Source organism: Embleya scabrispora, from assembly GCF_002024165.1.
GTDB classification, from domain to species: Bacteria; Actinomycetota; Actinomycetes; order Streptomycetales; family Streptomycetaceae; genus Embleya; species Embleya scabrispora_A.
This window is the reverse complement of record NZ_MWQN01000001.1, coordinates 6,771,449-6,794,100: the sequence shown is the minus strand read 5'-3', so window position 1 is coordinate 6,794,100 and position 22,652 is coordinate 6,771,449. Positions and strand designations below refer to the sequence as shown.

21 protein-coding genes are annotated in these 22,652 nt (G+C 72.1%); 12 read left to right on the top strand and 9 right to left on the bottom strand.

Annotation, left to right across the window (positions count from 1 at the left end):
* Positions 1 to 70: 70 nt before the first annotated feature.
* The gene (locus tag B4N89_RS29855; RefSeq protein WP_078978861.1) at positions 71 to 637 is read right to left on the bottom strand and encodes a TetR/AcrR family transcriptional regulator; all 567 of its coding nucleotides are present in this window, start codon (positions 635 to 637) and stop codon (positions 71 to 73) included.
* Positions 638 to 736: 99 nt separating this feature from the next.
* On the opposite strand from B4N89_RS29855, the gene B4N89_RS29850 reads away from it, so the two are divergent.
* The 3 genes from B4N89_RS29850 (at position 737) to B4N89_RS29840 (ending at position 2,659) form a co-directional block, all read left to right on the top strand.
* A complete protein-coding gene (locus B4N89_RS29850; RefSeq protein WP_078978860.1) occupies positions 737 to 1,231 on the top strand; it encodes an FBP domain-containing protein in 495 nt (164 codons plus the stop codon).
* Positions 1,232 to 1,339: 108 nt separating this feature from the next.
* On the top strand, positions 1,340 to 2,179 hold the full coding sequence (locus B4N89_RS29845) for an NAD(P)H-binding protein (RefSeq protein WP_201260935.1): 840 nt from the start codon (positions 1,340 to 1,342) through the stop codon (positions 2,177 to 2,179).
* 78 nt (positions 2,180 to 2,257) lie between these two features.
* Positions 2,258 to 2,659: a VOC family protein gene (locus tag B4N89_RS29840; protein ID WP_078978859.1), complete on the top strand. Its 402-nt coding sequence runs from the start codon at positions 2,258 to 2,260 to the stop codon at positions 2,657 to 2,659.
* Between the two features lie 12 nt (positions 2,660 to 2,671).
* Here the strand turns inward: B4N89_RS29840 and B4N89_RS29835 are convergent, their stop codons facing one another.
* The 4 genes from B4N89_RS29835 to B4N89_RS29820 form a co-directional block, all read right to left on the bottom strand.
* Positions 2,672 to 3,472 carry a glutamate racemase gene (locus B4N89_RS29835; RefSeq protein ID WP_078979736.1) on the bottom strand — a complete coding sequence of 267 codons (801 nt, stop codon included), beginning with the start codon at positions 3,470 to 3,472 and terminating at the stop codon, positions 2,672 to 2,674.
* Between the two features lie 129 nt (positions 3,473 to 3,601).
* On the bottom strand, positions 3,602 to 4,282 hold the full coding sequence (locus tag B4N89_RS29830) for a response regulator transcription factor (RefSeq protein ID WP_078978858.1): 681 nt from the start codon (positions 4,280 to 4,282) through the stop codon (positions 3,602 to 3,604).
* A complete protein-coding gene (locus B4N89_RS29825) occupies positions 4,279 to 5,508 on the bottom strand; it encodes a sensor histidine kinase (RefSeq protein ID WP_078978857.1) in 1,230 nt (409 codons plus the stop codon). Before B4N89_RS29825 ends, B4N89_RS29830 begins: the two co-directional genes overlap by 4 nt.
* A 112-nt stretch (positions 5,509 to 5,620) precedes the next feature.
* Complete coding sequence (locus B4N89_RS29820; RefSeq protein WP_078978856.1) at positions 5,621 to 7,834, bottom strand: MMPL family transporter; 2,214 nt, start codon at positions 7,832 to 7,834, stop codon at positions 5,621 to 5,623.
* 292 nt (positions 7,835 to 8,126) lie between these two features.
* Here B4N89_RS29820 and B4N89_RS29815 point away from each other — a divergent pair, with 292 nt between their 5' ends.
* Both B4N89_RS29815 and B4N89_RS29810 read left to right on the top strand, forming a co-directional pair.
* Positions 8,127 to 8,924 (top strand): arylamine N-acetyltransferase family protein, encoded by a 798-nt coding sequence (locus B4N89_RS29815; protein ID WP_078978855.1) that lies wholly within the window; start codon positions 8,127 to 8,129, stop codon positions 8,922 to 8,924.
* A 286-nt stretch (positions 8,925 to 9,210) separates the two neighbouring features.
* The gene (locus B4N89_RS29810; protein WP_078978854.1) at positions 9,211 to 10,368 is read left to right on the top strand and encodes a hypothetical protein; all 1,158 of its coding nucleotides are present in this window, start codon (positions 9,211 to 9,213) and stop codon (positions 10,366 to 10,368) included.
* A 59-nt stretch (positions 10,369 to 10,427) separates the two neighbouring features.
* Here B4N89_RS29810 and B4N89_RS29805 read toward each other — a convergent pair whose 3' ends face one another.
* Positions 10,428 to 10,805, bottom strand: a complete 378-nt coding sequence (locus B4N89_RS29805; RefSeq protein WP_078978853.1) for a DUF952 domain-containing protein — start codon at positions 10,803 to 10,805, stop codon at positions 10,428 to 10,430.
* A gap of 236 nt (positions 10,806 to 11,041) precedes the next feature.
* Here B4N89_RS29805 and B4N89_RS29800 point away from each other — a divergent pair, with 236 nt between their 5' ends.
* On the top strand, positions 11,042 to 11,926 hold the full coding sequence (locus tag B4N89_RS29800) for a class I SAM-dependent methyltransferase (RefSeq protein WP_078978852.1): 885 nt from the start codon (positions 11,042 to 11,044) through the stop codon (positions 11,924 to 11,926).
* A 21-nt stretch (positions 11,927 to 11,947) separates the two neighbouring features.
* On the opposite strand, the gene B4N89_RS29795 is transcribed toward B4N89_RS29800, so the two are convergent.
* Positions 11,948 to 13,567, bottom strand: coding sequence for an MFS transporter (locus B4N89_RS29795; RefSeq protein WP_078978851.1), 1,620 nt, complete (start codon positions 13,565 to 13,567; stop codon positions 11,948 to 11,950).
* A 215-nt stretch (positions 13,568 to 13,782) separates the two neighbouring features.
* Between B4N89_RS29795 and B4N89_RS29790 the strand changes: the two genes are divergently transcribed.
* Positions 13,783 to 14,724, top strand: coding sequence for a TetR/AcrR family transcriptional regulator C-terminal domain-containing protein (locus B4N89_RS29790; RefSeq protein ID WP_078978850.1), 942 nt, complete (start codon positions 13,783 to 13,785; stop codon positions 14,722 to 14,724).
* 34 nt (positions 14,725 to 14,758) lie between these two features.
* Here the strand turns inward: B4N89_RS29790 and B4N89_RS29785 are convergent, their stop codons facing one another.
* Positions 14,759 to 15,187, bottom strand: a complete 429-nt coding sequence (locus B4N89_RS29785; protein ID WP_078978849.1) for a response regulator — start codon at positions 15,185 to 15,187, stop codon at positions 14,759 to 14,761.
* A gap of 253 nt (positions 15,188 to 15,440) precedes the next feature.
* Between B4N89_RS29785 and B4N89_RS29780 the strand changes: the two genes are divergently transcribed.
* The 4 genes from B4N89_RS29780 to B4N89_RS49160 all read left to right on the top strand — a co-directional run bounded on the left by B4N89_RS29780 (position 15,441) and on the right by B4N89_RS49160 (position 18,611).
* Positions 15,441 to 16,091 (top strand): class I SAM-dependent methyltransferase, encoded by a 651-nt coding sequence (locus B4N89_RS29780; RefSeq protein ID WP_235618848.1) that lies wholly within the window; start codon positions 15,441 to 15,443, stop codon positions 16,089 to 16,091.
* A gap of 12 nt (positions 16,092 to 16,103) precedes the next feature.
* Entirely contained in the window at positions 16,104 to 16,949 is an 846-nt protein-coding gene (locus B4N89_RS29775; RefSeq protein WP_078978848.1) for an SGNH/GDSL hydrolase family protein, read from the top strand.
* 52 nt (positions 16,950 to 17,001) lie between these two features.
* On the top strand, positions 17,002 to 17,847 hold the full coding sequence (locus B4N89_RS29770) for a siderophore-interacting protein (RefSeq protein ID WP_078978847.1): 846 nt from the start codon (positions 17,002 to 17,004) through the stop codon (positions 17,845 to 17,847).
* Between the two features lie 299 nt (positions 17,848 to 18,146).
* Positions 18,147 to 18,611 (top strand): hypothetical protein, encoded by a 465-nt coding sequence (locus B4N89_RS49160; RefSeq protein ID WP_143658128.1) that lies wholly within the window; start codon positions 18,147 to 18,149, stop codon positions 18,609 to 18,611.
* A gap of 672 nt (positions 18,612 to 19,283) precedes the next feature.
* Here the strand turns inward: B4N89_RS49160 and B4N89_RS29765 are convergent.
* Positions 19,284 to 20,831: a CBS domain-containing protein gene (locus B4N89_RS29765; protein ID WP_161500861.1), complete on the bottom strand. Its 1,548-nt coding sequence runs from the start codon at positions 20,829 to 20,831 to the stop codon at positions 19,284 to 19,286.
* 262 nt (positions 20,832 to 21,093) lie between these two features.
* On the opposite strand from B4N89_RS29765, the gene B4N89_RS49155 reads away from it, so the two are divergent.
* Positions 21,094 to 22,515: a serine/threonine protein kinase gene (locus tag B4N89_RS49155; RefSeq protein ID WP_161500860.1), complete on the top strand. Its 1,422-nt coding sequence runs from the start codon at positions 21,094 to 21,096 to the stop codon at positions 22,513 to 22,515.
* Positions 22,516 to 22,652: the final 137 nt, after the last annotated feature.

Sequence of the window (22,652 nt, the reverse complement as noted above, 5' to 3'; positions counted from 1 at the left end):
GTGCCGCCCGAGCGACGACCCGCCGCCGGGCACCATGATCGAACCGCGCGCCCGGCGCCTCGGCAAGCGCTCAGTCGGGCCACCGCTCCAGCGCCGCGTGCAGCGCCCGCACGGCCCGCTCGAAGGACTCCCCCGGCGGGCGCACGTGGCCGAACCCGCCATTGGCCTCCAGAACCGCGAAGCCGTGGAACGTACTGCGCAACAGCCGCCCCGCGTCGGTCAGATCCGGTTCCTCCAGGCCGTAGGCGCGCAGGATCGCGTAGGTGTAGTCGACGTTGCGCCGGTAGCCGTCGGAGCAGGCGAGCAGGGCCGGGTCGATCCGCGCCTGGGTGGCCGCGTAGCGACCGGGGTGTTCCAGGGCGAAGTCGCGGTACGCCCGGGCGAACGCCGTCAGCGCGTCCCGACCGGCCCGGCCCGCCACCGCCGCCCCGATGCGATCGGCCATCTCGACGGCGGCCAGCAGGGCGATCCCCACCCGCAGCTCCTGGAGGTTGCGCACGTGGGAGTACAGGCTCGCGTCCTTGACCCCGAAGCCGCGGGCCAGCGCGGTCAGGGTGATGTTCTCGAATCCGACCTCGTCCGCGAGATCCGCGGCCGCCCGGGTCACCCGTTCCGCCGTCAGCCCCTTGCGCGCCACCCGCCACCTCCGTCGAGGCGCCGGTCACCGCGCCCTCCGCGTTTCCTAGTCCCTCTAGGTATTTGCCTAGACTACACAGGCGCTGTTAGTTTCCGCCGCATGAACCCACTGACCGAGCAGGACATCCGCACGTCGTTCGTCAACTGTTCCAAGGGCGAGGCGCAACGCCTGCCGATGCCCCGTGACCTGGCCGAACGCCCATGGGCCGAGTTGGACTTCCTGGGCTGGGGCGATCCGGGCGCACCGGATCGCACCTACCTGGTGACCGAGCACGCCGGCGACCTCGTCGGCGTCACCCTGCGCTTCCCCGCCCAGCGGCGCGGCTACCTGCACCGCAGCATGTGCTCGCTGTGCCTGACCACACACCCGGGCAGCGGCGTCTCGCTGATGACCGCGCGCCGCACCGGCCGAGCGGGCCGCGACGGCAACTCGGTCGGCGTGTACATGTGCACCGACCTGGCCTGCTCGCTCTACATCCGAGGCTTGAAGAAGCCGGCCCCCGGAGGCCGGTTCGAGGAATCGCTGACCCTGGCCGAGCAGATCGAGCGCACGAAGGACAACCTGTCCGCGTTCTTGGCCAAGGTCCTGGAATAAGCCGCGCCGCACCCGGGCTTGACCTCTCGTCCGCGTCGGGTCGCGCGAGCGTCCGAGGGCGGAGGGCGACACCTTCCCCTCCGCCCGACGGAACGAAAGGGACGATGGATGATTCTGGTAACGGGGGCGACCGGCAACGTCGGCCGCCATGTGGTGGCCGAACTGCTCGCCGCGGGAGCCGAGGTACGGGCGCTGGTCCGGCGCCCCGAGTCCGCCGGCCTGCCCGCCGGCGTCGAGGTGGTCGCCGGCGACCTGGCCGATCCGGCCGGCCTGGCCGCGGCGCTGACCGGGGTGGAATCGGTGTTCCTGGTCTGGCCCTTCCTCACCGCCGAGGGCGCGCCGGAGGTGCTGGCGGCGGTGACCGAGCACACCGACCGGGTCGTCTACCTCTCCTCGTCGCGGGTGCGCGACGCGCTCGCCGGGCGGGACGACCCGATCGGCGCCCTGCACGCCGAGCTGGAGCGCACGATCACCCGGTCCGGCGCGGCGTGGACCTTCCTGCGCGCCGAGACGATCGCGAGCAACACGCTGGGCTGGGCGGGCCAGATCCGCGAGACGGGCGTCGTGCGCGGGCCCGACCTGCCCGCCGCGCCGGTGGTGCATCCGGGGGACGTCGCCGCGGTGGCGGTGCGGGCGCTGACCGAGGACGGCCACACGGGCGCCGACTACGTACTGACCGGTCCGGACGTGCTCGGGCGGGCCGACCAGGTGGCCCTGATCGGCGCGGCGATCGGCCGTGCGCTGCGGTTCGAGCCGGTCCCGCCGGCCGTCGCCCGGGCCCGGATGCTCGCCGACGGGCGCCCGCCGGCGCTGGTGGACGCGCTCCTGGCGGGCGCCGACGCCCCGCGGCGGCCGGCCGTGCCCACCACCACGGTGCGGGACCTCACCGGCACGCCGCCGCGCGGCTTCCGGGACTGGGCGACGGAACACGCCGCCGACTTCGGTTGAGACCCCCGTCGCCCCCGAGCCCTCGCGGGCGCCCGTCCGCCGCCGACCGTCGCGCGGGCGCCCGCTAGCCTCACCGCCATGATCGACATCGACACGCACGTCCGCATCGCCCGTCCCTCCCTCGATCTCGCCGCCGCCGAGCGGTTCTACGTCGAGGGGTTGGGCCTGAGCGTCCTGTGGCGCACCACCGAGCGGGTCTCCGGCGAGCACGACCTGGTGATGGTCGGACTGCCCGGGGGCCACTGGCACTTCGAACTCACCCACGACCCGGAACACCCGCTGACGCCGACACCGACCGTCGACGACCTGTTCGTGCTCTACCTGGGCGGCCCGATCGACCCCGAGCTGGTGGACCGGCTGATCGCGACGGGCGGCACCCGCACCGCCGCGCACAACCCCTACTGGGACAGGTTCGGCGTCACCGTCACCGACCCGGACGGCTATCCGCTGGTGTTGTGCACCCGCACCTGGAACGCCTGAGCCGCGGTCGGCTCAGACCGATCCGGCGCCGATCCCGGTGGACGCCTCCAGCGGACGGCCACCGGCGAGGGCCCGGCCGAGCGGGTACGCCAGCGCGTTCGGCGGGAGCGCGCCGGGGCGCCCGCTGAGCAGCACCTCGATGCCGCCCGGCGTCGCCCTGGCGTCCTCGCTCAGGCCGAGCCGGCGCAACGTCTGCCGCGCGACCGCCTCGGCGCTGTCGTACAGCACCACCTCGGCGGGCAGCGCGGCGGCGATCCGCTCGGCGACCAGCGGGTAGTGCGTACAGCCCAGGACCACGCCCGCACAGTGCGCCGGCGTGCGGCGCGCCGCGTCGGCGAGGGCCGCCTCGATGGCCGGCTCGTCGGCCCGGTCGATCGCCTCGGCCAGGCCCGGACAGGCGATCCGGACCACGGTGCGTCCGGCGGCGAAGTCCTCGATCAGCCGGGCCTGATAGGCACTCGCGGTGGTCGCCGCGGTCGCCCAGACCGCGAACGGCGCACCGGCGGCGGCGGCCGGTTTGATCGCGGGCACCGTGCCCACCACCGGCACGGCGGGCTCGTGTCGGGCGCGCAGCGTGTCGAGCGCGGTGACGGTGGCCGTGTTGCACGGCACCACCATGCCGTCGACTCCGCGCGCGACGGCCAGTTCACCGGCGGCCAGCACCCGCTCGGTGATCACCGCCTCGCTCCGGTCGCCCCAGGGCATGTGATCGGGGTCCATGCACAACAACAGGTCCAGATCGGGCCGCAACCGCCGCAACCACCCGGCCGTCGGCAGCAGCCCCGTCCCGGAATCGATCAACGCCACACGCATGCGCTCCAACCTAGCCTCCCGCGCTCGCCCACGCCCACGAGGGGCACATCCGTGGGCGTGGTGCGCGCCGCCGTCCGGCGAGGCCGGCGGGCGTGGCGACGCGCGCCGGGGGCACGACCTCCGCCGTCCTCACAGGCCGGGGGGTTCGGGGCGCACCAGACCGCTCTGGTAGGCGATGACGACGAGTTGGGCGCGGTCGCGCGCACCGAGCTTGGTCATGGCGCGTTGGATGTGGGTGCGTACGGTCAGCACGCTCAGCACCAGTTCCGCGGCGATCCGGTCGTTGGACTTGCCGTGCGCCGCCAGGACCGTGACCTCCTGTTCGCGGGGCGTCAGGTCGGCGAGGCGTTCGGCCGGCGCCAGGGGCGGTCCGGCGGCGGGGGTGGTGAGGAAGCGGGTGATCAGCGCCTGGGTGGCTCCCGGAGACAGCAGCGCCTCGCCGCCGGCGACGGTTCGGATGCCGTCGAGGAGCGCGTCCGTGGTGACGTATTTGCCGAGGAAACCGCTGGCCCCGACCCGCAGCGCCCGGGCGACGTATTCCTCGGTCTCGAACATGGTCAGGATCAGCACGCGGGTGCCGGCGAGGTCGGGGTCCTCGCAGATCGCGGCGGTGGCGGCGAGGCCGTCGGTGCCGGGCATGCGGATGTCCATCAGGACGACGTCGGGCCGGTGGGCGCGGGCCGCCGCCACCGCCTGCCCACCGTCGGCGGCCTCGCCGACGACCTCCATGTCGGCGCAGGAGTCGATCAGGAGCCGGAAGGTCCCGCGCAGCAGGGCCTGGTCGTCGGCGAGCAGGACACGGATGGTCAACGGGTTTCCTCGTGTCGTCGTCCGGCCGGGGCGTCCGCCGGGGTGCGGGGCTGGAAGGGCAGGGCGGCAGCGACCTCGAAGCCGCCCTCGGGTCGGGGACCGGCGCGCAGGTCGCCGCCGACGGAGTGGGCGCGTTCGCGCATACCCATCAGTCCGTATCCGCCGCCGGGCACCGGCGGCACGGGCCCGCCGTCGGTGGTGCCGTCGTTGGTGACGGTGATGAACAGGCGCGCGTCGTCGTAGCGGAGCCGGACCCGGGCCGCGTGGTCGGACGCGTGTTTCGTGGCGTTGGTCAGGGCCTCCTGGATGATCCGGTAGGCGGTCAGGTCCACGCCCGGGGACAGCGGTCGGGCCTGTCCTTCGGTGTCGACGGTGACCGTCAGGCCGGCCGACGCGCAGGCCGCGACCAGCGTCGGGAGGCGGTCCAGGCCCGGGGCGGGCTCCAGCGGATCGGCGTCCGGGTCGGCGGTGCGGCGCAACACGCCCACCGTGGCGCGCAGTTCCAGGAGCGCGGCGGTGGTGGTGCCGACCAGGTCGGTCAGGATCCGCCGGGTCTGCTCCGGGTGGGTGTCGGCGAGGTGGGCGGCGGTACCGGCTTGGGCGTGGGCCACCGCCATGTGGTGGGCGACGGCGTCGTGGAGCTCGCGGGCGATGCGCATACGTTCCTCGGCGACACGCAGCCGGGCCTCCTCCTCGCGGGTGCGCTCGGCATGCGCGGCGCGGGCCTGGACGGACTCGACGTAGGCGCGCCGCAACCGGCTCCAACTGCCCAGGGACACCGGCAGCAGCAACCACAGCACCGTGCCCACGGTTCGCAGGGTGAAGTCGTCGCCGATCGGCGCGCCGGCCAGCGAGGTGGCCAGGAGCACGGTCATGGTCGCCGAGCCGTAGACGCCGACGGTCCGCGCATCGGTGAGCGCGGCGAGCCAGTACAGGGCGGTCATCACGGGGGCCAGCAGCAGCGGGCTGGGCAGGTAGCCCAGCGCGGTCAGCACGGCGGCCGCGGCGGCGGTGACCACGAGGGCGGCCCGCGGACGGCTGCGGGAGGCCACCACGGCCACCCCGGACAGGACCAGGATCCAGGCGGGCCACAGGGCGTGCGGGGGCGCGGACTCGGACGTGCCGATCCGGGCCCCGAAGACCGTGCAGACGCAGGACGCCACCGCCGTCAGCGCGTCGGCGACTCGGGCGTGGCGCTGCGCGTACCGTTCGAGGCTGCCGGTCATCGTGCTCTCCGTGAGGGGGCGTGCCGGGGTCCATGGTCGCCGATGACGGCGCGAGCGGGCGCCGCGGACCGCCCGAGCCGGCGTGCTCGGGCGACATCCGCGGCCGAGGGCGTCACACGTGTGCCTGGACCGGCCCGTTCGGATCGGGGTGCGGGCTGTGCGAGTGCGGGTGGCTCAGTGCCGCGCCTTCCACGTCGACGCGGGGCAGGATCCGCCCCAGCCACGTCGGCAGCCACCAGGCCCGGTCGCCGAGCAGGGCCAACACCGCGGGCACGATGGCCATCCGAACCACGAAGGCGTCGAAGAGCACCGCGGCGGCCAGGCCGAAGCCGAGCATCTTGATCAGCGACCCGTCCTCTCCGATGAATCCGGAGAAGACCGCGACCATGATCAGCGCGGCGGCCGTCACCACCCGGGCGCTGTGCCGGAACCCGGACACGACGGCTTGATGGGCGCCTTCCCCGTGGGTGTACGCCTCCCGCATCCGGGAGACCAGGAACACCTCGTAGTCCATGGCCAGTCCGAAGACGATGCCCATCATGAAGATCGGCATCAGGCTCATGATCGGCCCGGTCTGCTCCACGCCGAACAGGTCCGCGGCGTGCCCCTTCTGGAAGACCAGCACCAGTACACCGAGCGCCGCCAGTACCGACAGCACGAAACCCAGGGCCGCCTTCACCGGGACCAGCACGGAGCGGAAGACCACGAGCAGCAGGACCACCGCCAAGCCGCCCACCACCGCGAGATACGGCACCAGCGCGGACTGCACCTTGGCCGCGACGTCGATGTTCAGCGCGGTCGTACCGGTGACCTCGAACGTCGCCGACGCCTGCCGCTCCACGGCCGGACGCTCGCGGCGGATCGTCTCCACCAGATCCTTGGTCTTCTCGTCCGTGGGGCTGGTCGACGGGGTGGCCCGGAAGACCGCCGTGTCGCCGGCCTCGTTGAAGCGGGCCGGGGAGATCGACACGATGCCGTCGGTACGGCCGATCCGGTCGCCGACGGCGCGCACCGCGGCCTGCGGGTCGGCCGCTCCCTTCGCGTCCACGACGATGGTCAGCGGGCCGTTGAAGCCCGGGCCGAAGCCCTCGGCGAGCGCGTCGTAGGCACGCCGCTCGGTGGTGGCGGTGGACTTGGCCTCCTCGCCGGGCATGCCGAGGCGCAGCGACGCCGTCGGCACGGCGAGCGCGATCAGTCCCACCACGCCGAGCACCAGCACCGCCACGGGGCGGCGCAGCACGAAACGCGCCCAGCGGGTGCCGAGGTTGTCCCGCGCGGCGGCCGGGCCACCCCGCGCGCGGCCCTTGCGTACCCGGCGGGCGAGCACCGCGTTCGGCCACAAGCCGAGCAGCGCGGGCACGACGGTCAACGCGACCAGCACGGCGACCGCGACGGCTCCCGCGGCGGCCAGGCCCATCTTCGTCAGCGTCGGAATCCCGACCACCGACAGGCCGGCCAGCGAGATGATCACGGTGACCCCGGCGAACACGACCGCCGACCCGGCGGTACCCACCGCCACCCCGGCCGCCTCGTGCGGCGCCCGCCCGCGCCCGCGCTCCTCCCGATAGCGGGAGACCACGAACAGGGCGTAGTCGATGCCCACCGCCAGGCCCAGCATCATCCCGAGGGTGAGCGTGTCCGAGGACAGGCCCAAAGGGCCCGCGAGGAGCAGGATCCCGAACAGGCTCACGGCGACGCCCACGATCGCGGTCAGCAGCGGCAGGCCCGCGGCGGCCAACGACCCGAAGGTGAACAGCAGTACGATCGCCGCCGCCGAGAGGCCGACCAGTTCCGCGCTCCCGCCGGGCCCGCCGCCGTCGTCCATCGCCGATCCGCCGGTCTCCACCGTCAGGCCCGCCGAACGCGCCCGGTCGGCCGCCTCGTGCACCGCCGCGCGGGCGGCGTCGGTGACGTCGCCGGCCTCCACCTTGTAGGTGACGGTCGCATAGGCGGTCGCCCCGTCCCTGCTCACGGCCTTCGATGCGAACGGGTCCGCGACACCGGCCACCTGCGGACCTTCGCCCAGCGATTGCACCGCCTGCTCGACGGCCTTGCGCGGGTCGCCCTCGGTCACCTTGCGCCCGTCCGGGGCGACGAAGACGATCCGGGCGGTGGCGCCGTCCGCGGCGGTTCCGGGAAAACGCTCCTCCATGAGATCGAACGCCTTTTGCGCCTCGATCCCCGGCATCGAGAACTCCTCGTCCGAGGGCCCCGACGCCTGCGCGGCGCCCACCGCGACCACGACCAGCACCCCGAGCCACACCAAGAGCACGCGCCCGCGCCGCCGAAAGGCCGCGAGGCCGAGCCGATACAGAAAAGTCGCCACGTCAGGGTCTCCATATCCACGAGCGATGACCCTTCGAGGTTCGTTCGGAAGGATCCCTCCCGTCGTCCTGCCGCTACGGACACTCGGGCCTACCGAAACCACAGGACCGCCTACCGAAATCGCAGTAGTCGCCCAGGTCGGCGGGTGGACGTGTGGTGCGGATCTCCGCGCCTGGCGCGCCGGCTCACGCCCACCGGGGGACAAGGCCGCGTGCCGGCCGGGATCATGCCCGCCGGGCATGCTGGGGCTCGGCCGAACCCGGCCGGTACCACGCACACAGCCCGGAGGCACGGTGAACCCGAACCGCATCGACGGCTACCTGGCCCTGCTCGGCGTCCCTCGCCCGGCGTCCCCGGATCCGGGGACACTGGCCGAGTTGCAGTGGCGGCACCTGCTGACCGTCCCGTTCGAGAACCTGGACATCCACCTGGGTCGCCCGCTCTCGCTCGACGAGGACGCGCTGTTCGCGAAGGTCCTGGATCGGCGGCGTGGCGGCCTGTGCTATGAACTCTGTGTCGCGTTCGCCGTGTTGCTGCGCGAACTCGGCTACCGCGTCACCCTGCTGTCGGCGTACACCTACGGCGGCTCGGGACGCGTGGGGATCCCGTTCGACCATCTGGCGCTGCGCGTCGACCTGGAGCATCCGTGGCTGGTCGACGTCGGCTTCGGGCGGTTCACCCACCACCCCATACGGCTGGACCTGCGCACGAACCAGGTGGACCCGGGCGGGGTCTTCCGGATCGTCGACGGCGAATACGGCGAGGTGGACATCCTGCACGACGGCAAGCTCGCGTACCGCCTGGAGCCCCGCCCGCGCGTGTCGGACGACTTCGTCACCGGGTGCTGGTGGCACCAGACCGCGCCGGCGTCGCGCTTCACCCACGCCCCGGTCTGCTCGCTCGCGCTCCCCGACGGCCGGATCACCATCTCCGACCGCACCCTGATCCGGACCGGCGGCGCCGACCGCCACGAGGAGCAACTCGTCGACGACGCCGCCCTCCTGGCCGCCTACCGCGAGCACTTCGACATCACCCTGGACCGCGTTCCGGGCCGGCCGACGAACGCGCCGATCCCCGCCGACACCCCCTGACCGTGCGTCGGCCGCGCCGCAGTGCGCGCGGCCGACCCGTCGCTGTGATCAGCGCCACAGGAAATTCCGGGGGCTCACCCGTTAGATCGCCTCCCGCTCGACTCGTCTAGTCACCAGTGGGTTCGGCCGCCGCACCCGCGCGCCGAGCCAACCCGCCGGTCTCCCCGACCCCGAGCCCCCGTTCGCCCGATTTCCTTCGCGCTCCTCCTCCGTCGGGGCGCCGACGGTGAGGTCAGTCATGCCCGAAACGTGCTACGAACCGGTTGTTCAGCCGGTCGTCCGAGCGATGTCCGCAGGCATCTCCACGCCGGCCGCGCCGCGCCGACCGCGCCTCTCCGCGCCCGCCCGCCGGGTGCTGCTCCTCGTGGCGTGCGTCGCTCTGGCCGCGTACACCGGCATCCGGGCGCCGAGCGCGTGGACCGCGACATTGCAGTCGATCTCGCTCCAGGACGGCTTCCACCGGCGGTTCGTGGTCGGCACGGTGCTGCATCCGGTCGCGGAGGCGACGGACTACCCGTACGCGCTGTTCGCCGGCACGTCGTTCGTGATCCTGGCCGCGCTCCTCGCGGTCGTGGTGGTCGCGGCGGCGCGCACCCGGGTGCCGGCCCGGCGGGCCCTGGTGGCCGGGTGGCTGGTGCTGCCCACCGGCGGTTACCTCTTCCACGAGGTCGGCTACTTCGAGCAGCTGCTCTTCCTGGCCCTGTTCGGCGCGTGGTGGCTGCTCGCCCGGGGTCGTACGGTCGCCGCCGCGCTGGTGATGGCGGTCGCGGTGTGCGTGCACGAGATCGCGATGCTGACGGTGATCCCGCTGTTCACCCTGCTGGTGGTGGACCGGTTGCCGATCCGCCGGGCGGCGGCCGTACTGCTGCCCGCGGTGCTCGCCGGCGGCACCGTACTGCTCGTGTCGCCGGCCGCCGACGGGGCGGCGCCCGGTCTGCGGGCCCGGCTGCGCGAGGGCGGATTCCCGGCCAGGGCCGACGTGTTCGAGATCTTCGGCCGGACCCAGGCGGAGAGTCTGCGCATGTACGAGCCGTTCGAGGTGTTGTGGTTCCTGGTCCCGCTCGCGGTGCTCCTCGCCGCGGCACTGGCCCTGGCATTCGCCGGGGGCACGGTGACGGGCCCGCGCCGACCGCTGGCGATCGCGGCGGCCACCGCACCGCTGGTCGCCGCGTTCGCCGGATGGGACACCCACCGCTGGGCGTTCCTGCTCCTGGCCAACACGGCCGTGGTGACGTGGTGGTGGCTGGGACGGGAGCGAGGCGACGCGACCCCGTCCCGGGTGCGCTCGCGCCATCGGATACTGGTGGCCGCGGCACTGCTGTGCGTACACGTACCGCTGGCCTACTTCGACGACTTCGCCCCGCGCGAACTCACCGGCCCGGGAATCCGCACCTTCGTCGACGACACCACCTCCGGCGACCTGCTGCGCACGCCGACCCGATGACGGCGATCCGGGGGCCGAGCCCCCGGTCTTCGCGCCTCCCGGAACCGGCCGCCCGGCGGTCAGTGCCCGTGGGCGGCCAGTGCCGCGAGCACCGCCTCGGCCACGTGGTCGCCGTCGGGGGTCGCCGGCAGGTCCAGGGGCGCGCTCCAGAGCGCCGCGGCCGGGTCCACCACGCCGTACACGTGCGGGAACAGCGCGCCGCCGCGCGAGGGTTCCCAGCGCAGTGCCGCGCCCAGGGCGGCCGGACGCCATGCCGCCAGGACCAGGTCGTCGCGGCCCGCGAAGTGCCGCCGGGCGGTCTCGGCCACCTGCGCGCCGGTGGACAGGTGCACGTAGCCGTCCGCCAGGTCGATCCCGGCCCCCGCGAACCGGCCGGCCCGCACCGCCTCGGCCCACTCGTCGGCGCCGACCAGCTTGTAGACGATCTCCTCGTTCATTCCCCCGACCCTAACGCCGCGCCGCCGACGACCCCGCGGCGTGTCTTCGGTCCCCCGCCGAGCGCTCGCGGCGCCCGCGGCGCGGGTCACCGGTCCGATGCACCGCCGGAGACGCTCGCCGATCGTGGATTACCGCGGCCCTTCGCCGACGTTGTGTCCCTCACACGCGGCACACGGCACACGACGGACCCGGCCGACCACGGCGACGGGTGCCCAGAACTCGGGAGACGCACCTGATGACCACCGACCCCCGCACCGACCCCCCGGGGCGGGACGCGGGCCCGCTCCTCGAACGCGAGGCCGAGCTGCACGCCCCCTTCCTGGAGGAGGCCGCCGCGCGGCTGCGCGATCTGGCGCTGTACGGCGACCGCACGCTGACCCGGGTGGACCGGATCCTCGATCTGGGCGGCGGCCCAGGGGTCGCGTCCTGCCTGCTGGCCCGCTACTTCCCCCACGCCGACGTGGTCGCCGTCGCGCCCAACCCCGCTCTGCTGGCCCGCGCCGGCGCCCGCGCACACCGGGAGGGATTGGGCCACCGGGTACACACCCACCACGTCGAGTTGCCCGCCGACCTGGACACCCTGGGCAGCGCCGACCTGATCTGGGCCGGCGACGTGGTGCACCACCTCGGCGACCAGCAGGCCGCGCTGGACGCCCTGGCCCGGGTGCTCCGTCCCGGCGGGATGATCGCGATCGCCGAGCGCGGCCTGTCCACCCGCTTCCTGCCCCGCGACATCGGCATCGGCCGCCCCGGCCTCCAGGCCCGGCTCGACGCCGCCCACGAGGACTGGTTCGCCGAGCTGCGGGCGGGCCTGCCCGGCGCCCGGGCGGCGGTCGAGGACCGGCCGGCCATGCTGGCCCGCGCGGGCCTGGTTCCGACCGGCACCCATTCGTTCCTGATCGACCTGCCCTCACCGCTGGACGCCCTGCCGCGCGAGCACCTGCACGCCGAACTCACGCATCGCCGCGCCCTGTTGGCCGACCGCCTGGACGCGCAGGACCTGGCCACCCTCGATGCCCTGCTCGATCCGGACGCGGACACCGGCATCCTGTGGCGCCCGGACGCCTTCTACCTGGCCGCGACCACGATCCACACCGCCCGTGCCTGCCCGCGCCGCTGAACCGACGACCGAGCGCCGGCGTCAGCGGGCGTCGACCGGCACGTCGGCCGCGGGCGCGTCGGCGACCGGCACGTCGACGAGCGCCGAAGTCGCCTCCCCCGCCCCGGCGCCGGCCACCGGCACCCCGCGCAGGAACCGCACGCAGTAGCCGGCCCCGATCACCATGACCACCGCCGCGCCGATCGCCGCGGCGTTCATCCCGTCGCAGAACGCGTCCCGGGCCGTGTCCAGCAGGGTCCGCCCCGCGTCCCCCGACAGCCGGGCCGCGGTCGCCTGCGCCCCGCCCAGGGTCTCCCGCGCCGGCCCCTCGGGACCGGCGTCGGCCATCGCCCGGTGGTAGACCGCGTCGCCGATCGTGCCGAGCAGCGCCATGCCCAGCGCGCCGCCGAGTTCGCTGCCCGACTCCAGCACGGCGGAGGCGGAGGCGGCCCGGTCGGCCGGCGCGACGCCCATCGCCATCTCGGTCACCTGCGTCATCACCGCGACCACGCCGGCCGCGTACACCGCCGCGCCGCCGAGCAGCAGTCCCAGCGACGAGTGTGGCCGGGCGGTCGCCGGCACCGCGAACCCGCCGATGGCGACCGTGAATCCGCCGCTCATCACCCAGGCCCGATCGATCCGCCGGGCCAACACGGTGGCCACGGGCGTGGCCACCGCGACCGCGAGCGACGGCACCAGGCTCCACAGCGCGGCGCGCAGCGGGCTCATCCCGAGCACGGACTGGAGGTACTGCGTGGTGAAGATGGCGAATCCGACGATCGCGAACATCGACATCACATTGGCGAGCACCGCCCCGCCGAACGCCCGCATCCGCAACAGTTCCAGATCCAACAGCGGATGCTCGGCGGTGAGTTGCCGCCGCGCGAAGAGCGCGCCGACGATCAGCCCGAAGCCGATGCTCGCGATCGGCAGCGTCTGTGCCCCGGACCGGGCGATCTCCTTGATCCCGTACACCACCGGCAGCAGCGTGCCCAGCGAGAGCACCGCGCCGATCAGGTCGAACGACCCGTGCGCGACGCCGCGATGGCGCGGGACGAAGACCGGGACCAGGATCAGCAGGATCGCCATCGCCGGCACGTTGATCAGGAAGATCGAACCCCACCAGAAGTGTTCGACGAGCACGCCGGACAGGATCGGCCCGAGCGAGATGCCGCCGGTCATCACCGCGGTCCAGATCGCGATCGCCGTCCCGCGCTGCCTGGGATCGGCGAACATGGTGCGGATCAGCGCCAGCGTGGACGGCATCAGCGCCGCGCCGCCGACCCCGAGCAGGGCCCGGGCGGCGATCAGCGTCTCGGCGTCGTGAGCGTACGCCGCGAGCAGCGACGCCCCGGCGAACAACCCCGCCCCCACCAGGAGCAGCCGCCGCCGACCGATCCGGTCGCCGAGCGCGCCCATCACGATCAGCAGGCCGGAGAGCACGAACCCGTACATGTCCAGGATCCACAACTGCTGCGTGCCGGTGGGCTCCAGCGCCCGGCCGATGAACGGCACCGCGAAGTAGAGCACCGACACGTCCATGCTCACCAGCAGCAGCGGCACCAGCAGGACGGCCAGCCCGACCCACTCGCGCCGCCCCGCCGACGGCGCCGCCCCCGCCCTCTCGGTCGTCTCGTCGATCGCCACCGGAATCTCCCCCATCGTTCGCACTGTCGCGCCGCACTACGCCTGTACGGCGTACGCTCTGCCGCGTACAGAGTAAACACACCGTACGCCGCACAGCAACAGCCCGATATTCAGCGCAAACAAAGGCTTCACTAAGTAGTGCACCAAAAATAGTGCACCAGCTTGATGGCGACGGTGCCCTATAGTGCACTCACCAGGACAGGGAGTACCGACAGCCCCGGGAGGCCCCGATGCCCCGCGACGCCACGCCCTCGATCCGGATCGCCGACGAGCTGCGTCGGCGGATCGAGACGGGCGAGTTGCGTCCCGGCGATCGGGTGCCCTCCACCCGGGCGATCACCGCCGAGTGGGGCGTGGCCATGGCCACCGCCACCAAGGCGCTGACCGTGCTGCGCGAGGCGGGACTGGTCCGGGCGGTGCGCGGGGTCGGCACCGTGGTCGCCGACCACCCCGACGCCCCGCGCCCCCGGGCCCGGGCGATCGCCGTCCCGCCCACACACGCGCCGCGCACCGACGCCGAACTCACCCGCGAGCGGGTGGTCGCTGCCGCGATCGCCATCGCCGACGAACGCGGCCTGGCGGCGGTGTCGATGCGGCAGATCGCCGCCGAGGTGGGGGTGGCTCCGATGAGCCTGTACCGGCACGTGCCCGGCAAGGAGGACCTGCTCACCGCGATGGCCGACAGCGTGTTCGCCGGGGCGCCGCTCCCCGCCGGGGAGAGCATCGGCTGGCGGGCCCGCCTGGAGACCTCGTGCCGGATGCAGTGGGCGATGTACCGCCGCCACCCGTGGCTGGCCCAGGTCATGTCGATGACCCGCCCGCTGCCGACGGTGCGCGGCATGCGGCACGTGGAGTGGGCGATGGGCGAGTTCGAGGGGCTGCCGACGGGCGTGATGATCCACATCGCGGTGACGATGCTCAACTACGTACGCGGCACCGCGGTCAATCTCGCGGGCGAATCCGAGGCCGAGCGCGCCACGGGCGTGTCCAGCGAGGAATGGATGCAGGCCCAGGACGAAACCCTGGACCTGATTCTGGCCGGCGGCGAGTTCCCGATGTACTCCGCCGCGTTGACCGACCCCGACCTGGAACTGAGCCTCGAATCGTTGTTCACCTTCGGGCTGGACCGCCTCCTGGACGGCATCGCCGGCCTGATCCCCGAGGGCGGGTGAGCGCGCCGCGCCGGGACGGCGGGCGCGCCCGCGCTCACCCGCGCGGCAGCGTCACCAGGCTCAGGAAGAACTCGTCGATCCCACGCACCGCCTCCAGGAACGACTCCAGCTCGACCGGCTTGGTCACGAACGCGTTGGCGTGCAGGTCGTAGCTGCGCCGCACGTCGTCGGGCGCGGCCGAGGTGGACAGCACCACCACCGGGATCGTCCGCCACCGCTCGTCGGCCTTCATCGCCGACAACACCTCGCGACCGTCCATCCGCGGCATGTTCAGATCCAGGATCACCAGGTCCGGCCGCGCATGCGTACGCAGCCACTCCAGCGCCTCCATGCCGTCCGCGACCCGACACAGGGTGTGCCCTCGCTCCCGGTCCAGCAACGCCTCCTCGATCATCAGCGCGTCGCCCGGGTCGTCCTCCACCAGCAACACCGTCAGCGTTCGTGTCATCGCGGTCTGGCTCATCGCACCACCTTCGGATCACGGTCACGGCCGACCCGCGACCGGACCGACACCCATCCATCGAACTCGGCGCGCACGCACCACCGACCCGCCTCCGAAGGCTAACGCCTCCGGTCCACCGATACGGAGAGCACACCGACACCGCCCCTCCCGGTCCTTGACGCATATCACGCGATGGCCCATCGTGGGGCGTCGGTCACACTCGGCAACCGGGCGGATGCGCAAACCGGTGCCCGGCGAACCAGGGGGAACCGCCATGCGGATGAACACGGTCGAGAAGATGGTCGTGGCCAGTCCACTGCGCCGAGGCCCGCAGATCTGGTACGAGACACCCCTGCTGCTGCGCCTGGGCGGCCGGCTCGACCCGGGCGCACACGCGCTGGAGATCGGCTGCGGCACCGGCCGGGGCATCGAGCTGATCCTGAACCGCTTCGGCGCCGCGCGGGTGGACGGCATCGACGTCGACCCCGACTCGCTCGCCCGGGCCCGGCGGCGCTGGCACGGCAACAGCCGGGTCGCCATCGTCCAGGGTTCGGCCACCGACCTGCGCACCGCGGTGGACGCGGCGGACGCGAGCTACGACGCGGTCTTCGACTTCGCGATCGTGCACCACATCCCGGACTGGCGCGCCTGCCTGGCCGAGGTGGGCCGGGTGTTGCGCCCGGGCGGACGGTTCTACTTCTCCGAGATGACCGCCCGCGCACTGGCCCGCCCCACCCTGGCCCTGCTGTTCGACCACCCCACCGAGGACCGCTTCGACGCCCGCGACTTCCTCGCCGAACTTCCTCGACACGGCCTCGACGTCATCGGCAGCAAGTCCCTCCTCGGCGACTATTTCTTCGGAGTGGCCCAACGCCGGGAGCACACCGACCCCACCCCACCGACACACGATCGCGACCCGCACTAGGCTCGCAGGGCGATGCTCAACACACACCCCACCTTCGAAACCTTCGTCGCGGTAGGCGACTCCTTCACCGAAGGCATGTCCGACCCGGACGCCCAGGGCAACTACCGGGGCTGGGCCGACCTGCTCGCGGACCGACTGGCCGTCGACACGCCCACGCTGCGCTACGCCAACCTGGCCGTGCGCGGAAAGCTGATCCGGCAGATCGCGGACGAGCAGGTCGACACCGCCGTCGCGCTCGACGGCGCGCTGATCAGCCTCGCCGGCGGTCTCAACGACGTGCTGCGCCCGCGCTGCGACGTCGGCGCGGTCTGCGCGGTGTTCGAGCAGGCCGCGGCCAAGCTCGCCGCCGGCGGCGGACACCTGGTGCTGTTCCGCAGCACCGACCCCACCCGCCGACTGCGCTCCTCCGCCCGGCTGATGCCCCGGATCGAACGCCTGGTGGAGTTCGTGGACACCGTCGGCGCCCGTCACGACGCCACCGTGGTCGACCTGTTCACCGCGCGCGTCTTCGACGATCCCCGGCTGTGGGCCGACGACCGGCTGCACCTGTCCACCGAGGGACACCGCCGCGTCGCCGAGGCCACCGCGCGGGCGCTCGGCCTGCCCGGCGACGACGACTGGCGCGCACCGCTGCCCGCCGCCGCACCGCGCACCTGGGGCGATCGCAGGCGCGCCGACGCGCGCTGGGCCCGTACCCACCTCGGCCCCTGGCTCGCCCGCCGGGCCACCGGCCGCTCCTCCGGCGACGGCCGCGCACCCAAGCGCGCCGAACTCACCCCGTGGCGCCAGGGGTCTCGGCCCGGCCCCGGCGAGGATCTTGCCGGCCCTGCACGACCGACGGCGCGCACATCAGGTTAGGGTTACCTAACAAACACACGCCGAGTCGCACAGTGCAGGCGAGGAGAACCCCATGGCGGACAGCCCGGTACGCAAGCCCCGCAAGCTGATCGAACTCGAGGTGCGCACCACCGAACAGGTCGGCCCGCACCTCATCCGGATCGTCGCCGGCGGCGAGGGCCACCGGAACTTCACCGACAACGGCTACACCGACGCCTACGTCAAGGTGCTCTTCCCGCTGCCCGGGGTGACCTACCCGGAGCCGTTCGACATGGAGGTCATCCGGGCCGAACTCCCGCGCGAGGACTGGCCGCGCACCCGTACGTACACGGTGCGCGCGAACAACCCGGCGGCCGGCGAGTTGACCATCGAATTCGTGCACCACGGCGACGAGGGCCTGGCCGGCCCCTGGGCGGCGCGCGCCAAGCCGGGCGACACGCTGCGCCTGCTCGGCCCCGGCGGCGCCTACGCGCCCGACCCCGAGGCGGACTGGCACCTGTTCGTCGGCGACGAGAGCGCCTACCCGGCGATCGCCGCGTCGATGGAACGGCTGCCCGCCGCCGCCCGGGCGATCGCGCTCCTCGAGGTGGGCACCGCGGCCGAGGCGCCCACCGGCATCCTGCCCGCGACGCACCCCGACCTGGATCTCGACATCACCTGGATCACCCGTGACGCCGGCCCCGGCCTGCTCGACGCGCTGCGCGCGCTGGAGTTCCCGACCGGCCGGGTGCACGCGTTCGTGCACGGCGAGGCCGGCGTGGTCAAGGAACTGCGCCGACACCTCGTCGACGAGCGCGGCGTCGACCGTACCGACATCTCCTTCTCCGGCTACTGGCGCAAGGGCCGCGACGAGGACGGCTTCCAGGCGGACAAGGCCGCCGAAAAGGCCGCCGAACGCGCCACCGAACAGCGCGCCTGACCCGTCCCACCCCTGGCGTGTGTCTTCAATCTCCCGCCGGGCTCCACGACGCCCGGCACCGCACCTCACCGCCCCGGAGAAACAGGCGAATAGAACCACTATGCACCTGCTTCTCCGGCACGCCGATGCACGGCATCTCCCGTCGGGCTCCTCACCGCGCTCACGCCGCGGAGCCCGACGGGAGATTGAAGACACGCGCTACTGTAAACGGCAAGGTCATCGAACCCGTCGCGGACGAGCACGATGCCGCGTCCCTGCGCAAGGAGTGCACCCGACGTGCGGGGTTGCTATGACGACGGTTGGCCGCACTGTCCGACGAAGCTGTCGCCGCCTCCGAAGCCGCCGGGGTCGCATACGGAAGTGCGCCCGCACGGCACAAGGTCTGGCGGATTGAGCAGCTGGCGAAAGCACCGGCGGCACTCGACGACCAGCGCGTGGCGGAACGCGTCACCCTCGCCCTGACGTTGGCCGGGGTCCGCGCGGATACCCCCTGGACGCACCTCAGGGCGCTGCTTCCGGCCAGCACGTTGTCCGCCGCTTTGGAAGATCTGCCGCTCGCGCGACTGGGCTGCGGTGTTGTTGTTCCGACGGACCAGGCAGGATTCGCGGCACGGGTTCTCGAAACCGCCGACATCACCACCGCCTCATGGGTGGCATGTACTCGGCACGACAGCAAGCGAGCTGTGCCGTGGAGACCACCATGGCGGACCTGTACCCACGACGGCGTGGAGTCGGTTGCCTCCCAGGCTCGTCGACACGGCTGAAGCAGATACGGCGGTACGCGTACTCAGGGAACGTGCTCGAACGTACGAGGCCCGCGACCGGGAACTTGCTCGCAGCCGGACCGCGGACATATGCCTTCGGGATGCCATCACGGACTTGCTTTCCGAATGCCCCGAAGGACACGTGCAGGTGCTTCGCGATGAAGTCGCTCTGGCAGACGCCGAATTGGATCGTATCGCGGCGGATCAAACGGAGAACCGGCGAAGGCTGCAAAGCCTCGAAGCCGACATGCTGGCCGAAGTTGGAAGGCTTCGCCCCAGTCGCCTCGGCAGCTCCCACCTGGAGGAGCCGACGCGATGATGCGGAGAACCGCGCGCGTGCCGCCGACACACGCTCGAAGTCCCATGCCACAGCGGCCCGCGTCGCCCCTCTCGCCCTCGTCCGGCCACAGCGCGCCGCGCCCTACTACCGGTACCTCGTCGACGGGCCATGGACTTGGCTCTGCCCGGACCGCAGCAACTCTGCCGGCGGGTCCCACGACGCGCTGCTTCCGTGGTTCCCGCCCGACCTTCGCCACGCCGTCGCCGAGCGCTTCGCCGCCGGGCGCCGCATTCCTCAGGAACGGCTCGGCCTCGAAGCCCCGCGCGACAACCCGTCCCGGTGACTTCGACTGGCCGGTCGACCCTGAGGCGGTAGCGGCGTCATCGACGGAGTCAGGTGTCCGGATCCATACGGCGCAGGAGTTGCAGCAACCCTTCGACAGGGGCCAACTGGTCGTCGGTGAGCGGATCCGGGCTGAAATGCATCAAGCCGTTGCGGAAGACGCGGCACTCTTCGAGCCAGCCCAGGAGGAGGTTGCGGTCGGCCCGCCAGCCGATCTGTTGCCAATTCTCGTCATCCTTGAGGAGATGCCCGTAGGCACCGAAGGTCAGATCCGCAGCTGACATCACCGACTCCGGCCGAGACCTCACCACCTTCCGGATGGTTTCGAGGGGAAGACGGCTGTCCACGACCCGGCGCAGGCGCTGCTCGATCTCCTCGATGAGGACGAACGGACGTACCCGGGTGCCGAATTGGACCGTCAGGTCCGCAGCGGTGATGAGCCCACAGACCCGGTGGTCCTGATCGCGCACGATGACGTACCCGACCTTGTAGATTTCGGGGAGCCAATCCAGCAGGTCGTCCGATCGGTCGGCTTCCCTCGCGCGCACGATCGCGTCGACGAGCTTCGGCTCCGAGGTCACCAGGCGGGTATTCATCCCTGCGGAGCCGATGGATTCCCAACTGACCACGCCGCGCAGCCTGTCCTCGGCGTCCAGGACCGGGAGTTGGCTGTAGGCGTGCTTCACCATCAGCGTGCGCGCCGCCTCCAGGCTGTCGTCCACCCGCACCGAGACCGGGGGACGGTTGGCGGCTTCGAGGTTGCTGACCAGGTAAGCGACCGACTGCGGTTCCGGTTCCTCCGCGACCGCGATGCCGGACCGCGTGATGCCACTCGTGTGTGACTCGTCGGGTTCCTCACCCAACGGCAGTACGGCGATGGTGCTGTCGAGGCTGCCCTCGGTGAACGGCGGGCTCGTGGTCAGGCCGCGCAGGGCCAGATCCTGCTCGATCCTGTCGACCTCTGCCGAGTACCTGCGGGTCGCGTTCCAGATGGCCAGAAAATCCCGAATCGATATCGTCAACGGGTCGCCGGACGTGCGCTCCTTGACCGCGTCGGAGAGCTTTCCGGGTGACGTGAGCCCGGCGGCGAACGCGTCCTGATCAGGGCGCCCGGGATCGCTGCCGTGCGCAACGACGGCGGCGACGCGCTCGGCGTGGTTGTATCGGCTGAGCTCGAAGACGGTCAGCAGGGAACCCAGGCTGTCCAGCAGATCCTGGCGCAGGCAATCGCGCGCGACATCCTTGACCAACCACTCCACAGCGCGCACATGTCGCTGGTCTTCGGCGGCCTGCGGTCGGTACTGGTAGTCGCCGGTGACGCGGCCGATCGCGAGTTGCAACGACCGCAGCGGCAGCACCACCAAGTCACCGATCTGGATCTCCCAGCGGAAGCGATACAGCTGGCCGGTCCAGTTGGCGACGACAGCGGCACCCTCCTCGGGATACCCCTCCACCACCCGAGACCTGACATCCTCCCGGGACTCGGCCGAAGTCAGGTCGCCCAACTCGGTCCAGCCGACCAGCAGAAGCCCCTCGTCAAGAGCAGCCTGCTCACGCTCGCCCTCACGACCGGCCCGAACCACCCATGCGCGCATCATTGACCCCCGTTGACCGTGTGTGACGGGATGATCTCGGCATCGCGGTGGATGCGCAACCGCAAAACCGCGGCACGCCCGAACTGCTGCCGAAACAGTGATCGATTGGTTACCCGATGCACGTCGATCAACCGCCGATCGGCGCCGTTCCGGTCTTAGACTGATCAACAGGATGGTCGTTCGAGACCGGGTGGAACCCGCCAAGGCGGGTGCAAGCCCGGTGCCCGGATAGCGAGTTCGAGTCATGTGGGGGACGAGAACGCCGATGAAGCCGTTGGATGCCGCGGTCGACCCGCGCGTGCTGGGACCCTTCGAACTCCTCGCCGTGATCGGCGAGGGCGGAATGGGGCGGGCATACCTCGCACGCCGGCTTCCGCTGGAGCGGCTCGGTCCCGAACTGGAGGCCATGTACCACCTTCCCGAACCGACCGACGACACCGAGCCGGACGGCCTGGCCGTTGTCAAAGTGATCAAGCCGTCTCTGCTCGATGACGGTGCGTCCGACGGCGGACAGCCTCAGCGCGAACGATTCGCCCAGGAGGTCGAGGCGGTACGTGCCGTGGTGAGCGACCGGGTCCCCGCTTTGCTCGCGGCCGACCCTGAAGCCGAGCAGCCTTGGCTGGCCATCGACTACGTGCACGGTCCGACCCTGCATGCGATGGTTTCTCAGTATGAACGTTTGGCCATCGGCCCCTACGTCGCCGTGGGTCTCGCCTTGGTGAACGCCCTTCGAGCCATCCACGACGCGGGACTTCTGCACCGCGATCTCAAGCCCGCCAATGTCGTGCTGGGCCCCGACGGACCGGTAGTCCTGGACTTCGGGCTTGCCGTGTTCGCGGAGCGCCGTTCCAGCCAGGCGCTCACCAAGTCCAACATGACCATGGGCACCGGCTGCTACATGCCGAAAGAGCAGGTGGGGGATACCAAGCACGTCAAGACTCCCGCAGATGTCTACGCTCTCGGCGCCACACTCTATTTCGCGACGACGGGGAAGCCTCCGTACCCCTCGGAGCCGCTGTTCGCCTCGCCGCTTTGGGATGATGTGCCCCACGAGCGCACTCCACTGCTCGCCCAGATCCTGATCCAGTTTCCACAGAGTCGGCCGACTCTCGACATCGTGGAAGAACGGCTGCTCGAACTGCTCGTACAACACGACCTGACACCGGAGTCGGCGGCGGAGCAGCTGAGCGCGGCCGTTCGAGAATCGAACCTGACCCCGGACCTGCCGCCGGAGGCCGACTCCGCACAGATCGACCCGGCGGTACAGGTGCAGGCCCAGCGGGCCGTGGACCTCGGCGGGGCCCCGGACGGTCCCTGGACCTCGGGAGCCGACCTCTTCGACGAGTTGTTCGGTGCGCGGATTCCGGGAGACGACGAGATACCGGAACCCGAACCCGCACTGCCCTTGGTGACCGGTGTGCTCGACGGGGAATCGGAGCCGCCGACGCCGGCGGGAACCGGAGCGCCTGCCAAGACGCCCTCGGCCGACGGCTCCGCCTCGACGGCCGTCGACCCCGCCGCCGAGCCTTTCGCCGTCCGAACCGATTGGACGCCGCCACAGACGGTGAGCGGCTCGGAGTTCAAAGCCTCGCCCACAGGCCCCCCTGCGTCGCACACTGCCCCACCCGCAGCGCTCAAAGCCGCCGAACGGCTGCGCAAGGCGTACTCGCACAGTGGACGTCTGTAGAGCCACCACGTCCACACGTCCTACGCCGTCGAGATAAAGTCCGTCGTACGGGATCCCCGGTCGCGTGCCCCGAGACACGCATGGCCCGACAGCCGAGGAGCCGCGCCGAGTGGTGGCGCTATCTCTCGGGCGGGCAC